Consider the following 13,294-nt stretch of genomic DNA (forward strand, 5'->3'; position numbering starts at 1 on the left):
CCCCCAGGAGCAGCCATGCACGGCCCCGGCCACAGGCCGCCGAGCAGTCGGCCGAGTCCCGCTGTGCTGATCACGCTCCGGGTGGTGTTCACGCTGCTCGCCCTGTGCAGCTGCGGGCTGCTGTCCTGGGCGGCGACGCTGCGGGTCGCGATCGTGCGCAAGCGGGCGTCGGACTGGCTGCTCTTCGCGGCCGTGCTGGTCCTCGGGGTCGCCACGGTCATCGTGATCGGCGCGTTCGGGGCGCCGCCGTCGGAGAACCCGGACGTGCCGACCGACGCCAATGCCGTCGACTACGTGTGCCTGGCGGTCATGTTCGCCCTGTCGGCCGGGTCGGCGACGCACTTCCTGATCGCGGACATCCAGCACTTCCGGCAACGCCCTGAGCCGGTGTGGGGGCCGTTCCACTCCATGCCGGCGGTGCACCGGCCCCACCACTACCCGGAGCCCGGTCGGCGGCCGACCGCCGTGCCGTACGACGCGCCGTCGGGCGGGTACGGCTACCCGCCCGTACAACAGCCGCAGCCGCAGCCGCAGCCGCAGCCGCAGCCGCAGCCCGTGCGGCCGCAGCCCGCTCAGCCGCCCGTACTGCCCCAGCCCCGCATCGACCAGCCCCGCATCGACCAGGTCCGCGCCGAGCTCGACGAGCTGAGCGAGCTGCTGCGCAAGGAACCGCGGGACGGCGACGGGGGACGGCCCCGGTGAACGGACGTGTCATCGCGGGCCGTTACGAACTGTCCACCCTCATAGGCCAGGGCGGCATGGGCCAGGTCTGGACGGCGTACGACCAGCGCCTCGACCGCCGCGTCGCCGTGAAACTGCTGCGCCCCGACCGGATGGCCGCCGCCACCGAGGCCGAGGACATGCGCCGCCGCTTCGTGCGCGAGTGCCGCGTCACCGCCCAGGTCGACCACCCCGGCCTGGTCACCGTGCACGACGCGGGCAGCGACGACGACGACCTCTACCTGGTCATGCAGTACGTCGAGGGCGCCGACCTCGCCGACCACCTCGCCGAGCACGACCCGTACCCCTGGCAGTGGGCCGTCTCGGTCGCCGCCCAGCTGTGCGCGGTGCTCTCCGCGGTGCACGCGGTGCCGATCGTGCACCGCGACCTCAAGCCGCGCAACGTCATGGTCAGGCCCGACGGCACCGTCACCGTGCTCGACCTCGGCATCGCCTCCGTACTCGGCACGGACACCACCCGCCTCACCCACACCGGCACCCCCATCGGTACGCCCGCGTACATGGCGCCCGAGCAGGCGATGGGCGGCGCCGTCGGCCCGTACACCGACCTGTACGCACTCGGTGTGCTGCTGCACGAACTCCTCACCGGGGACGTCCCGTTCGCCGGGACCACCGCCCTGGGGATCCTGCACCGCCACCTCTACGAACCGCCGCTCCCGGTGCGCCAGGGCCGCCCGGACGTCCCCGGGGACCTCGAAGCGCTCGTCCTGCACCTGCTCGCCAAGGACCCGCAGCACAGGCCCGGATCCGCGCAGGAGGTGTACGAGCGGCTGGCACCGCTCCTCCCGGTGCGCGGCCCGCACCCGGCGGGGCCGAACGGGCAGCCCGGCCCGCTGCCCGCAGGGGCGCCGGGGCCGCAAGGATCACTCGGACCGCTGGGCCCGCTCGACCCCACCCGCCCCTTCCTGCGCCCGCACGCGCCGTGGCCGGACCGGGCCGCGACCGTGCCCCCGCCCGCCGTGCCGCCGCAGCCTCCCGTGCCCGCGCCCTCCCGGCCGGACGTCGCGGGGGCCGTCGACGAGGTCAAGCGATTCCTCGGCGAGGGCCGCATCACCCAGGCCGTCGACCTCCTCGGCAGCATCCTCCCGGCCGCCGCGGCCGAGCACGGCGAGCGTTCCCCGGTCGTACGGATCCTGCGCAAGCAGTACGCGGCGACGCTCCTCGACGACGGCCAGTACCGGCGGGCGCTGCCCGAACTGCGCCGCCTCGCCGACGAGCGGGCCGCCGAGACGGGCCCGGCGGACCCGCAGGCGCTCCAGTTCCGCTACGACGCCGCACTCTGCCTGGAACAGCTCGGCGAACCGGCCGCCGCACTCGCCGAACACCGGGCCCTCCTCCCGTACTACGAGAACAGCTACGTCTCCGGCGGCGACCCCTCCCGCGCCTTCGAACTCCGGTACAGAATCGCCCAGTTGCTCCTCGCGATGGGTGATCACCGGGAGGCGGTCCGGCAGTTGCAGGGGCTGCTGCACGACGCGGGGCGGGTGTACGGGGCGTATCACCCGCTGGTCGCGGACGTACGCAAAGCACTGGAACGGCAGCACAGTCTGGGCGGCGGCACGAGGTGACCGCGGGCCCCGGGGTCGCGCCGCTCTCCGCGCCGCTCTCCGCGCCGCTCTCCGCGGTCCGGGCAGCCGTCACCCCTGGTTCGCCCAGCCGTCGCACGGACGCCATGCCCCCGGTGGCCGGGGCGTCTAGCGTCCCGGCCATGCCCCTGCTGACCCACCCCTTCGCCCGCCGCGCCCTGCGTCCCTTCGCGGCCCTTGTCGATCAGCGCGTACGCACCCACACCAGTCGCACCCGCGGCGAAGTCGCCGCCCTGCGTGCCGAGTTGGACGTTCTCAAGAAGCAGAGCCACGCCGTGGAGATGCTGCTCGACCGCACCGGAAGGGGCGCGCACCGGATGCCGTCCGCCGGGCAGATCTCGACGCTGGTCGCCCAGGTGGCGGAGGTCAGCGGGAGCGCGCACGCGCGGCGGGCGGTGACGTCCGCGTTCCGTACGGTCGTGGCGCTGGAGGCCCTCGGTGTCGGGCGGCTCGCGGGCGGCACCTCCAACGTGTGCGGGAAGCTCGCGACGCTGCCGCTGCTGGCGCCGCCCGCGCACCCGGACGTACTCGAAATCGGCACGCTGCACGGCCTGTTCGCGACGGCACTCACCCGCATGCTGCACCGCGAGGGGATCGAGCCCCGGCTGACCATCGTCGACCCGCTGGTCGGAGCGCAGCTCCAGCCGGACGCGGTCCGCGACAGCGCGGACCCGACGGGAACGCCGGTGCGCGAGGACGTCGTACGGGCGAACCTGGCGCTGGCGGGCACGGCCCCAGGCGGGGCGTCGGGCACCCGCATCCAGCAGGGCTTCTCGCAGGACCCCGAGGTGCGGGAGGCGGTGTCCGACCGGAAGTACGGAGTGATCGTCATCGACGGTGACCACTCCAGGGAGGGCGTGCTCGCGGACCTCCGGTGGGCGGAGGAGATCGTCGCCGAGGGCGGAATCGTGGTGCTCGACGACTTCGGGGACACGGCGTGGCCGGGGGTGCAGGAGGCCTGGGAGGAGCACTTGGCGGACGCGGGCGCAGGTGCCGACGCAGGTGCGGGCGCCGGCGCGGGGGGTGCGGAAGGGACCGGCTCGCGGCTGACTTTCCTGGGTCAGGTGGCGACGTCCGGCTTCCTGCGGAAGGGCTGATGCGCCCCTACCCCGCGCTGGCCCAGGTGCTGAGGTTCGCCCTGGTGGGGGTGGTGAACACCGCTACCTTCTACGGGGCGTACCTGGTGCTGCACCGGTGGCTGCCGTACTACCCGGCCTATGTGCTGGCGTTCGTGCTGAGCATGGTCGGCTCCTTCTTCCTGAACATCCGCTTCACGTACCGGACCCGCCCGACCTGGCGGAAGTTCCTCCTCTTCCCCCTGACCAACCTGACGAACTTCGTGGTCACGTCGGTGGGGGTGTTCGTGCTGGTGGAGTGGTGCGACCTGAACGACCGCATCGCCCCGCTGGCGGCGGCCGTGGCGGCGATCCCGGTGACGTTTCTGCTGTCGCGGCGGATTCTGGCGGGGGGAGAGAAGACCGCCGCGGACGGGCTAGGAGCGGGGGCCGGGCTGCAGGCCGACCGTGGCGCGGAAGATCTCCTCCGGGGTGCGGTCGCCCAGCAGGTGGTCCAGGTTTCCGGTGAGGAGCAGCGTCGCGAAGCCGTGGGCGAGTGACCAGGCGGCCGTATGGGCCAGTTCCGGGTCGGTGGCGTTGCCCGCCGCGACACTTTCGTGCAGTCGTCGGCTCGTACGGGCCTGGGCCGCGACGAGTTCCGGGTCGTCGCCGCGCAGCAGTTCCGGCTGGAACATGACCTGGAAGTGCGCCGGGTGCCGGGTCGCGAAGCGGACGTAGCGCACCCCCAGGTCGCTCAGGTCCTGCGTATCGGCCATCGTCTGGGCCAGGAGGGTGTGCCCCTCGACGGCGATGGCCGTCAGCAGGCCCGCCCGGTCCTTGAAGTGGTGGGCCGGGGCGGCGTGCGAGACACCCGCGCGGCGGGCGAGGTCGCGAAGGCTCAGGGCGGACGGGCCGTCGGTGGCGATGACGTCGAGGGCTGCGGCGAGGACGGCGTGGCGCAGATCGCCGTGGTGGTACGTGCGATGACTGGTCATGGTCAGCAGGCTACGCCAGTCTAGGCATTGACAAGTTCCACTGCCGCGCACAGTCTAGTCAGTGTCAAGTTCGAGTGGGTGCGAAGGAGCAGCTATGCAGCATGACCTGGGCCGCGTACGTCAGATGTGGCATCTGCTGGAACCCCTGCACGCCGTGCTCTACTTCGCCCCGGCGGCTGCCGACGAGGCCGCAGCGCTCGGCTTCCCGACCGACACGCGCTGGCCGAGCTACTTCCCGTACCGCGCCGCGCCGCTGGGCCCAGTGCGGCCGGAGCAGATCGCGTCGGCGTTCTACAGCTTCAGCCCGCGGACGGTCGAGCGGTACGCCGCTTCCGCCTGGGAGTCCGCCTCCCCGGCGGACGTGCTGGCAGCCCGGTACCGGGCGATCGACCGGACCTACCGCGAGCTGCTGGGCGAGCGTGTCGACAGCCCCGAACTGGCCGAGGCCGCCGCGCTCGCCTGCCGGGCCGCCGACGCCGCGGTGCACGCGGGGCGGCCGCTCGCCGCCGCCAATGCCGGTCTTGGCCGGCCCGACGCACCGCATCTGCGGCTGTGGCACGCCACGACCGTGCTGCGCGAGCACCGCGGCGACGGGCATCTGGCCGCCCTGCTCGCCGCCGGGCTCGACCCGGTCGAGGCACTGGTGTCCTTCGCCGCGGTCGGAGCCGCACCCGAGGAGACGTTCGAGAGCCGGGGCTGGAGCGCCGAGGAGTGGGACGCCGCCCGCGAACGGCTCGCCGCCCGAGGCCTGGTGGGCCCAGACGGCGCCGCCACCCCGGCCGGCCGCGAGCTGCGCGCGGAGGTCGAGCGCCGCACGGACGAACTGGCCGCCGGGCCCTGGACCGCCCTCGGTGAGCAGGACATGGCCCGACTCAACGACCTGCTGGGCGAGTTCTGGGTAGCCGTACTCGGCTCGGGCCTGCTGCCGCTGGTCTCGACGCTGGGCATCGGCAGGGTGTGACACGGGACATCGGAAGCGGGGGGGGGGGAGGGGAGGGGGATTGCATCGTGCGGGTGCGTCGTGGCTGATCGCGCAGTTCCCCGCGCCCCTAAATGCCTGCCCCTCAGCCCCGCGCCCCTGCGGGCGGCTGACGCCGCCGTCCCCGAGCCTCCTTGGGCAGCGGGGCCGCCCCCCGGGGGCGGCACCCACGCGGAGCACGCCCCTCCGCGACCGTCCCGGCAGTAGCCCTACCCGCCCTCGCCGCCACCCCGCCGCCGCACCAGGCGCAGCACACCCGCCGCCGCAGTGATCACCGCCGACCCCAGCCCCGCCGCCGCCCCCGCCCGCAGCCCCGGTGGGCGGAAGGTGCACCGAACCTCCGAGGTTCGGCCGCCCTCTCCCAGAGGGACCGCCAGCAGTCCCAAGTAGCTTCCGGCAGGATTGAGTTCGCCCCCGTTCACGGCGCACTGCCACCCCGCGATCCGGGGCACGGCGAACACCGCGGTGCGTCCTGCCGTCGGGGTGGGCGCTCCCGGCGCTCCCGTCCCCGCCCCCAGCACGGCCCGTATCGTCCCGTCGCCCACTTCCACCTCGGACGCCCCGCCCGCCCGCAGCACCCGTACCGCCGCCGTCAGCCGGTCCTCTCGCAGACATGCCGCCTCCGCGCCCTTCGAGCCCGTTCCGCGGAGGGAGAGTTGTACCCGTCCGTCCGCCGGGGCCGCCCCCAGCTGCTGCATCGCCGCCCGTACCCGGCCCCGTTTGGCCTCGAAGTGCACACCTTTGCTCCCCGGGGCGGACATCTGAGCCACCCCGTTGAACCCCGGCGCCCACAAGAAGACCGGCGCCCCCGGCGTGCACGTACCCGCCGTTCCCCCCGCCCCCGGCAGCCGCTCATAGACCTTCGCTCCGAGCATCAACTCCTGGTTGGAGAAGGCCGATCGTCCGTATCCCGTCCCCTCCGGCAAGGAGCCCCGCACCGTCACCAGCGGCGCCGCCTCCCTCCGTACCACCGTGAACTCCGTGTCCGCACCCTGCCGGTACGTCGACCTCAGCCGGGCGCCGACGCCGAACACCGCGTCCGTCACCGGATTGTCGAGGCTGTGCGGGGCGCGTCCGCTGCCGTTCCAGCCGTCGCCGAGTGCGCCCAGGGTCCGGGTCAGCACGTCCGAGGTCATGCTGCTGTAGTACGAGGCGCCCTGGCCGCCCACCACCATCGCGTCGTTGTGCACGGTCTGTACGCGCCCCGGGTCGGTGCGGTGGCGGGGCCAGTCGTCCACCCCGGCTATCGTCGCGCTCTGCGCGACCTGCCGCGCGCCGTACGGGGCGTGGTCGTCCTGCGCGGCCACCCGCCGCTTCGCCGCCCACGCCGTCGTCAGGGCGGACTGGCCGACCGTGCAGCCGACCAGCAGCACCGCGGCCGCCACGGTGAATCCTCGCCGCGTACGCCCCAGCCCCAGCCCCGGCCCCAGCAGCACCAGCCCGCCCGCCACGGCCACCAGCCCCGCCCCGGCCCCGAGCCACGCCCACCGTCCGGTGAAGGAACTGCCCAGGCCGGCCAGCGAGAGCAGCGCCACGCATCCCAGTCCACCCGCCAAGGCCGCGCGCGGCACACGCAGATGACTGACCGTCAGCCATCCCGCCACCACCAGCACCCCGCTCAGTACGAACGTCTGCCGGTACGAGCTCCCGTTCGGCTCCGCGAACGCGTGCCAGGCCAGATGTGTCGGCCCCCACTGCATCGACACCAGCACCGCCACCACCAGAGCACACCACCCCACCCGCACCCGCACCGCGACCCCCCGGTGGAACGGCAGCGCGCACGCCAGCACCAGGACCGTTGAACTCACGTACGTGGCGGGTGAGTTGAAGCTGTACGTAGCAGGGAGGAGCCTTGCCAGTACGTCCCCCCACCCCGCCTGCCGGAAGCTCAGCCCCATCCCCGGATACGCATGCCGCGTCCCCGCGAACACCGTGAACAGCACCGGCGCCGACAGCCCGATCCCCAGGGACACCACCGCGCACGCCCGAGCGGCGGTACGCAGCGGACGCATGCCCCCCGCGCCCGTCCCCTCCGTCAGCAGCCGCACCCCCAGCACCAGCCCCGCCCCGACCGTCGCCATGTACGCGGTGTAGAAGTTCGCCGTCCACACCAGCGCGACCAGCGGCACCCCGGCCCCGAACCACACCCGGAACCTCCGCCCCGTACGCACCCATTCGCCCACCAGGCACAGCAGCGGGAACCCGATCAGCCCGTCCAGCCACATCGGGTTGTACGACGCCTCGATCACCGCCCATCCGCACAGCGCGTACGCCGCCCCCAGCGTCCCGGCGAGCCACCACCGTCCGCCCGGACGCAGTGCGAGCAGTAGCCCTGCCATCACCGCCGCCGCCGCCGAGATCCGCGCCACCGACGTCACGTACACCGCGAGGTCGATCTGCTCCCTCGGGAACAGCGCGACCAGCAGCGCGAACGGGCTCGACAGATACGTCCCCACGTCGGGCAGGAAGCTGGAGCCGTACCCCGACTGCCAGTTGATCAGCCAGCCGCCGTCCGCGCGGCCGTGCAGGACGTCCCACAGGTGGGCGTGGAAGGGGACGAACTGTGTTCCCAGGTCGTTCACGTTCCGGTTCATCCGCCCGAAGGGTTGGCTCCCCGCCAGCGCGGACCCCAGGCAGTGCGCGAGCGCGGCCACGACGGCGGCGAGCAGCGAGGACGCGGCGACGGGGTGTGCGGCGGGGAGTGCGGCACAGCGGGCGCGCAGTGGTCGGCGTGGGCGATTCGGCATGAGGCCGACCGTAAACACCCTGCCAGGCACTTCACCAGCACCATGCAATTCCGTTAACCGAACCGCCCTCCACCGGTCACACAACGCCTGAGGGAAAGTCATCTCCCCGCGCTGCCATGGCACATGCTCATCTCCCTCGTCGTGCCCTGTTTCAATGAGGCGGAGATCGTCCGGCGATTCCACGCCCACGTGTCACGGGAAATTGCCCCACTCGCCCTGAACACCCCTTCCATAGAATTCGAATTCGTGTACGTCGACGACGGCAGCGGGGACGCGACGCTCGACCACCTCAGGTCGCTCGCCACCGCCGACCCCCGCGTCCGGTACGTGTCCTTCAGCCGCAACTTCGGCAAGGAGGCCGCCATGCTGGCCGGTCTGCGGCACGCCACGGGCGACGCCGTAGTGATCATGGACGCGGACCTCCAGCACCCGCCCGAACTCGTCGCCCGCATGGTCGACCTGCACCACCGGGGCAACGACCAGGTCGTGGCGCGCCGCACCCGGGCCGGCGACCGCGTCACCCGCACCCTCACCGCCCGCGCCTACTACCGTCTGGTCAACCGCCTCGTCGACGTCGAACTCGTCGACGGCGTCGGTGACTTCCGGCTGCTGTCCCGCCGCGCCGTGGACGCCGTGCTCGGACTCACCGAATACAACCGCTTCTCGAAAGGCATCTTCGCCTGGATCGGATTCCCGACGGCGACATTCGAGTACGAGAACGCGGTACGGGAGGAGGGCCGTTCCAAATGGACCTTCGGGAAACTCCTCAACTACGGCCTCGACGGAGTCATTTCCTTCAACAACAAACCGCTGCGCGCCGCCCTCTACTTCGGCCTGTTCCTGCTCGCCATTGCCGCCGCGTACACCGCATGGATTGTCGGTGACGCGCTCGTCAACGGCGTGGAAACCCCCGGTTATGTCACCCTGCTCGTCGCCGTGACGGCCCTTTCCGGCGTGCAGATGGTGCTGCTCGGCGTCATCGGCGAATACGTCGGCCGCATCTACTACGAGGCGAAGCGCCGCCCGCACTTCCTCGTCGACGAGACGAACACCGGACCCGGCCCCGCACCCGGCCCGGCCCCCGGCTCCGCACCCGCCGCATCCCAACTCATGAACGACTCGTTGGTCGAACCAGTGGCCCGGACCACTCCGGCTGCCTAACATCAACAACCGCAAGGCTGTTTCGTCGCAACGTCGCACGATCACCGCCACCGGGAGGCACTCTTTGCACCGCCGTAATCGCCGCACCGCACTCCTCCTCTCCGCCGGTCTGCTCGCCGCAGTCCCCGTCCTCACCGCCTGCGGCAATCAGGCCCACCCCGGCGCGGCAGCCCTCGTGGGTGGCGAACGGATCGACGTGTCCTCCGTCCAGAACCAGGTCAAGGACGTACGGGCCGCCCAGGCGAAGGCCCCGCAGGCCGCCCAGCTGATCAGCAGCACCGGCCAGATGAACCGCGCCAAGCTGCACAGCATGCTCTTCGGCAGGGTGGTGGAGCGGGCCGCGGCCGACGCGGGCGTCGAGGTCAGCCGCAAGGAGATCCAGCAGGCGCGCGCCGCCGCAGTCCAGCAGGCGCAGGGCGAGGAGAAGCTCGCGCAGATGCTGGTCCAGCGCGGCATCGCCCCCGACCAGATCGAGCAGGCCGTACGCGAGGAGATCCTCCTCAACAAGGTCGCCGCCGCGAACCAGGCCAACCTCGCCACCCCGGGCGGCCAGGCAAAGGTCACCCAGGTCCTCGCCAAGGCGTCCAAGGCCCTGAAGATCACCGTCAACCCGCGCTACGGCACCTGGGACAACGAGAAGATCGGCCTCGCCGACCGCCGCGCTCCCTGGATCACCCAGAAGACGAAGGACGCGGAGGCCCAGGCGGCGGAACAGGCGGGCGTCCCGCAGACCACTCCTTAGCCGGACGGGGTCCGCAGCTCGACGGGGCCCGCAGGTAGCTGACGGGGTCCGCAGCCCGACTGCCGCCAGTCCGAGTGAGGGCAGCCCGAGTGTCAGCAGCCCGGCGAGGCCGCCCACCGGTGCTCCCGTACCGTCCGGGCGCAGGCGGGGGCCCGCCCCACCAGTGCTGTCGTACCTCCCGGGTACCGTCGAGGAGTGACCACAGAAGCACCCGGAGCACCCGGCGCCCCCGAACCCTCCGAGGCGCCGCGCGCCACGGCCCCCGCCCCCGGCCGCATCGTCCTGCTCACGGCCAGCCACCGGGTCGCCCCCGGCCTGCTGTCGTGGCCGGCCTGGCGGACGCTGCGCGGTGCGGACCGGGTGCTGTGCGCGGACGAGCAGCACCCGCAGCTGCCGTACCTGTACGAGGCGGGCGTCACCGTCGAGCACGACGTGCCGACGGCCGACGAGCTGGTCGCCTTCTGCGCGGGCGGACGCACCGTCGTCGTCCTCCCCACCGGCCCCTCCGGCGAGGGCGACGCCCGCCTCACCGACGGCCTGGCCCGCCTGGCCGGTTCGAACCGCGTCCAGATGCCCGACCTCGAACTCCTCCCCGGTTCGTACGACCTCCCCGGCGCCCGCCTCCTTGACCTGGTCGACGTGATGGACCGGATCCGGCGCGAGTGTCCGTGGTCGTCGCAGCAGACCCACGAGGGCCTCGCCAAGTACGGCCTGGAGGAGGCGTACGAACTGGTCGAGGCGATCGAGTCGGGCGACCGCACCGAACTCCGTGAGGAACTCGGCGACGTACTCCTGCAGGTCGTCTTCCACGCCCGCATCGCCCAGGAGGCCTCCGGCGAGGAAGGGGACGAGGACGAACCCTTCTCCATCGACGACGTCGCGGCCACCCTCATCGCCAAGCTCATCCACCGCCACCCGCACGTCTTCGGTGACGAAACGGCGGAGACCCCGGCCGATGTGAAGGCCCACTGGCTGCGCACCAAGGCCATCGAGAAGCAGCGCGACTCGGTGACGGAGGGCATCCCTCTGACCCAGCCGGCGCTCGCCCTCGCGGCGAAGCTGGCGTCGCGGGTGCGGTCGGGGGGACTCGACGTCCCGCTCCCGGCCGGCGACGGCATCGGCTACCAACTCCTCGCCCTGGCTGCCCGGTCCGAGGTCGAAGGGGTCGACCCGGAGACCGCCCTGCGGGCTGCGTCGCGGGCCTACCGGGACGCGATCCTGGCGGTGGAGGGGCAGTTGGGTTAGTACGGTGGCGGGAGACGCACGGCAGGGGAGCGGGTGGGGGGCTGTGGGCAGCGGCGAACGCCAGGACGTGTCCAACGGCGTGTCCGGGCAGGTGGGCGGGTCCGTCGTCCAGGCGAGGTACGTCGATTCCGTGCACATCGGGATGCCGGGCAACTCGCTTCCTGACCCGATGAGTTGGCCCCTGGCGCGCGAAGCCCCGGAGAGCGCGCCCACCGTCAAGGGCGGCACGGACGTCCTGCCGTACCTGCCCCGGGACCACGACCCGGCGTTGCGGGAGCTGCTGCGGACCCACCCCTTCGTGCTGGTCACCGGGCCGCCCCTGGCGGGCAAGACGTTCAGCGCCTGGGCGGCGATCCGGGAGGTCGGTCCCGGCCTCCGGATCTACACGCCCCCGAAGGACACGGACTTCCGTACGCTGCCCACCGCGTTGCGGCAGAGCCCGGCCGGTGGCCGGTGCGTGCTGTGGCTCGACGATCTCGCCGAACGCCTGGGGGAGGGCGGTCTCGACCACGACGTGGCGGGCCAGCTCCGCCACCTGGGCGTGCCGATCGTCGCCACGATGTCGGACGCGGACTACGGTGCGTACCGCTTCGGGCAGGACAGCCATGCGCAACTGCTGCGCAACGCGAGGGTGCTGAGGGTCGCGGAGGGCTGGAGCGAGGCCGAGCGGACCCGGCTCGCGGAGAGCCCCAACCCCCGGCACCGGGCCGTCCGGGACGAGAAACACGTGACGAAGTACCTGGCGGTCGGCTCCGAGCTCTGGGACGAGTGGCAGTGGGCCGGCGACTCCGGCGGGCACCTGCGGGGACACCTGCTGGTGCGGGCGGCGCTGGACGTGGCGCGGTGCGGGTACCGGGGGCCGGTGCCGCTGATCTCCCTGCGGGAGACCCACTGGGAGTACGAGGAGTACGAGTCCAGGAAGCCGGAGCTGGAGTCCGCGGAGGAGGCACTGGCCTGGGCCACGAAGGTGCGGCACGGGGTGGCCGGGATGCTGGTGGCCGGCGAGGACGAGCGGACCTGGCGGGTGCACGGCGCACTGCTCGGCTGTCTGCCGCAGCCGCCTGACGCCTCGGACGTGGCCGCCATGGCCTGGTTCGTTGCCGCTCGGGCCGCAGGGGAGGACGACAGGGCGGGGATCCTGGCGGCGGCCAGGGAGGCGTTCGGCAAGGCCGTCGAAGCCGAGGACGGCACGGCCATGTTCGACATGGGGCGGCTGCTGGAGGAACACGGCGACGCGGAGGCGGCCGACTGGTTCGTCCTAGCTTCGGACGCGGACGAGGACAACGCCGCCGCGGCCGGCTCCGCCGGGCGGGCCCTGGCCGCGAAGGGCGAGTACGGCAGGGCCGTCACATACTTGGAGAGGGCGGTGAAGACCGGGGACGGCGACGCGGCTGCACTCCTCGGAAAGCTCCACCTCGACCGCGCCCGGCACTGGCTGGCCGTCGCCGCCGACGGCGGTGATCCGGAGTCCGCCCATCAACTCGGCCGCATGCTGCAGGGCAGCGACCCGGACGAAGCCCTGCGCCGCTACCGCCAGGCCGCCGAGCACGACACGTACCGCAACACGGTGGCCGCCAGCCTCGGCAGCCTCCTCCACACCGCGGGGCAGGTGGACGAGGCGGAGTGCTGGTACCGCCTGGGTGTCCAGGCCGGTGACACGACCGCTGTGCACGACCTCGCGGTACTCCTCGCCGGACGAGACGATTCTGGCTCCCGGGCAGAGGCCGAGAGCCTGTACCTGCGGGCCGGGAAACGCGGGCCGCACACCCACCGGCACTCGGTGACCCATTACGGGGTCCTGTTGGTGGCACAGGGCCAGATCGTCAAGGGCGTGGACTGCCTCCGCGTGGCGGCCGACTGCGGCGACTCGTTCGCGGCGTATCAACTGGGACGGGTACTCAGCCGCGGCGGAAATTCGCTGCAAGCCCGCCAGTGGTTCACCAAGGCCGCCGCATCCGGCAACCTCGCCGCCGCCACCGCCCTCGCCGACCTCGAAAAGGCCCGTGCTGACGACGCAGGCTGACGTCAAAGCGTCACCCATCC

General features: G+C 72.6%; 10 protein-coding genes and 1 pseudogene. 9 read left to right on the plus strand and 2 right to left on the minus strand.

Going from position 1 to position 13,294, the window contains the following annotated elements; all coding sequences use genetic code 11:
• Window positions 1-63 precede the first annotated feature (63 nt).
• The 4 genes and pseudogenes from AB0D18_RS16575 to AB0D18_RS16590 all read left to right on the plus strand — a co-directional run.
• The gene (locus AB0D18_RS16575) at window positions 64-702 is read left to right on the plus strand and encodes a hypothetical protein (RefSeq protein ID WP_362417962.1); all 639 of its coding nucleotides are present in this window, start codon (window positions 64-66) and stop codon (window positions 700-702) included.
• The gene (locus AB0D18_RS16580; protein WP_362417965.1) at window positions 699-2,309 is read left to right on the plus strand and encodes a protein kinase; all 1,611 of its coding nucleotides are present in this window, start codon (window positions 699-701) and stop codon (window positions 2,307-2,309) included. Before AB0D18_RS16575 ends, AB0D18_RS16580 begins: the two co-directional genes overlap by 4 nt.
• A 140-nt stretch (window positions 2,310-2,449) precedes the next feature.
• On the plus strand, window positions 2,450-3,424 hold the full coding sequence (locus tag AB0D18_RS16585; RefSeq protein ID WP_362417968.1) for a class I SAM-dependent methyltransferase: 975 nt from the start codon (window positions 2,450-2,452) through the stop codon (window positions 3,422-3,424).
• Window positions 3,424-3,774, plus strand: a pseudogene (locus tag AB0D18_RS16590) (GtrA family protein); the annotation flags it as partial. The gene AB0D18_RS16585 and the pseudogene AB0D18_RS16590, both read left to right, overlap by 1 nt.
• A gap of 45 nt (window positions 3,775-3,819) precedes the next feature.
• Here AB0D18_RS16590 and AB0D18_RS16595 read toward each other — a convergent pair.
• On the minus strand, window positions 3,820-4,377 hold the full coding sequence (locus AB0D18_RS16595; protein WP_362417971.1) for a TetR/AcrR family transcriptional regulator: 558 nt from the start codon (window positions 4,375-4,377) through the stop codon (window positions 3,820-3,822).
• A gap of 94 nt (window positions 4,378-4,471) precedes the next feature.
• Between AB0D18_RS16595 and AB0D18_RS16600 the strand changes: the two genes are divergently transcribed.
• On the plus strand, window positions 4,472-5,338 hold the full coding sequence (locus AB0D18_RS16600; RefSeq protein WP_362417972.1) for a hypothetical protein: 867 nt from the start codon (window positions 4,472-4,474) through the stop codon (window positions 5,336-5,338).
• Window positions 5,339-5,565: 227 nt separating this feature from the next.
• Here AB0D18_RS16600 and AB0D18_RS16605 read toward each other — a convergent pair whose 3' ends face one another.
• Complete coding sequence (locus AB0D18_RS16605) at window positions 5,566-8,103, minus strand: YfhO family protein (RefSeq protein WP_362417975.1); 2,538 nt, start codon at window positions 8,101-8,103, stop codon at window positions 5,566-5,568.
• A 123-nt stretch (window positions 8,104-8,226) separates the two neighbouring features.
• Here AB0D18_RS16605 and AB0D18_RS16610 point away from each other — a divergent pair, with 123 nt between their 5' ends.
• From AB0D18_RS16610 to AB0D18_RS16625, 4 genes are all read left to right on the plus strand, one after another.
• On the plus strand, window positions 8,227-9,264 hold the full coding sequence (locus AB0D18_RS16610) for a glycosyltransferase family 2 protein (RefSeq protein ID WP_362417978.1): 1,038 nt from the start codon (window positions 8,227-8,229) through the stop codon (window positions 9,262-9,264).
• A 64-nt stretch (window positions 9,265-9,328) separates the two neighbouring features.
• Window positions 9,329-10,006, plus strand: coding sequence for a SurA N-terminal domain-containing protein (locus AB0D18_RS16615; protein ID WP_362417981.1), 678 nt, complete (start codon window positions 9,329-9,331; stop codon window positions 10,004-10,006).
• Between the two features lie 195 nt (window positions 10,007-10,201).
• Window positions 10,202-11,251 (plus strand): nucleoside triphosphate pyrophosphohydrolase, encoded by a 1,050-nt coding sequence (locus AB0D18_RS16620; protein WP_362417984.1) that lies wholly within the window; start codon window positions 10,202-10,204, stop codon window positions 11,249-11,251.
• Between the two features lie 43 nt (window positions 11,252-11,294).
• Window positions 11,295-13,274, plus strand: a complete 1,980-nt coding sequence (locus AB0D18_RS16625; protein WP_362417987.1) for a hypothetical protein — start codon at window positions 11,295-11,297, stop codon at window positions 13,272-13,274.
• The last annotated feature ends 20 nt before the right edge of the window (window positions 13,275-13,294 follow it).

The sequence above is a fragment of the Streptomyces sp. NPDC048442 genome (assembly GCF_040651475.1).
GTDB lineage: Bacteria > Actinomycetota > Actinomycetes > Streptomycetales > Streptomycetaceae > Streptomyces.

Coding starts and splice junctions, on each gene's coding strand:
- AB0D18_RS16585 (WP_362417968.1), top strand. CDS start 2,450: ATGCCCCTGCTGACCCACCCCTTCGCCCGCCGCGCCCTGCGTCCCTTC.
- AB0D18_RS16595 (WP_362417971.1), bottom strand. CDS start 4,377: ATGACCAGTCATCGCACGTACCACCACGGCGATCTGCGCCACGCCGTC.
- AB0D18_RS16600 (WP_362417972.1), top strand. CDS start 4,472: ATGCAGCATGACCTGGGCCGCGTACGTCAGATGTGGCATCTGCTGGAA.
- AB0D18_RS16605 (WP_362417975.1), bottom strand. CDS start 8,103: ATGCCGAATCGCCCACGCCGACCACTGCGCGCCCGCTGTGCCGCACTC.
- AB0D18_RS16610 (WP_362417978.1), top strand. CDS start 8,227: ATGCTCATCTCCCTCGTCGTGCCCTGTTTCAATGAGGCGGAGATCGTC.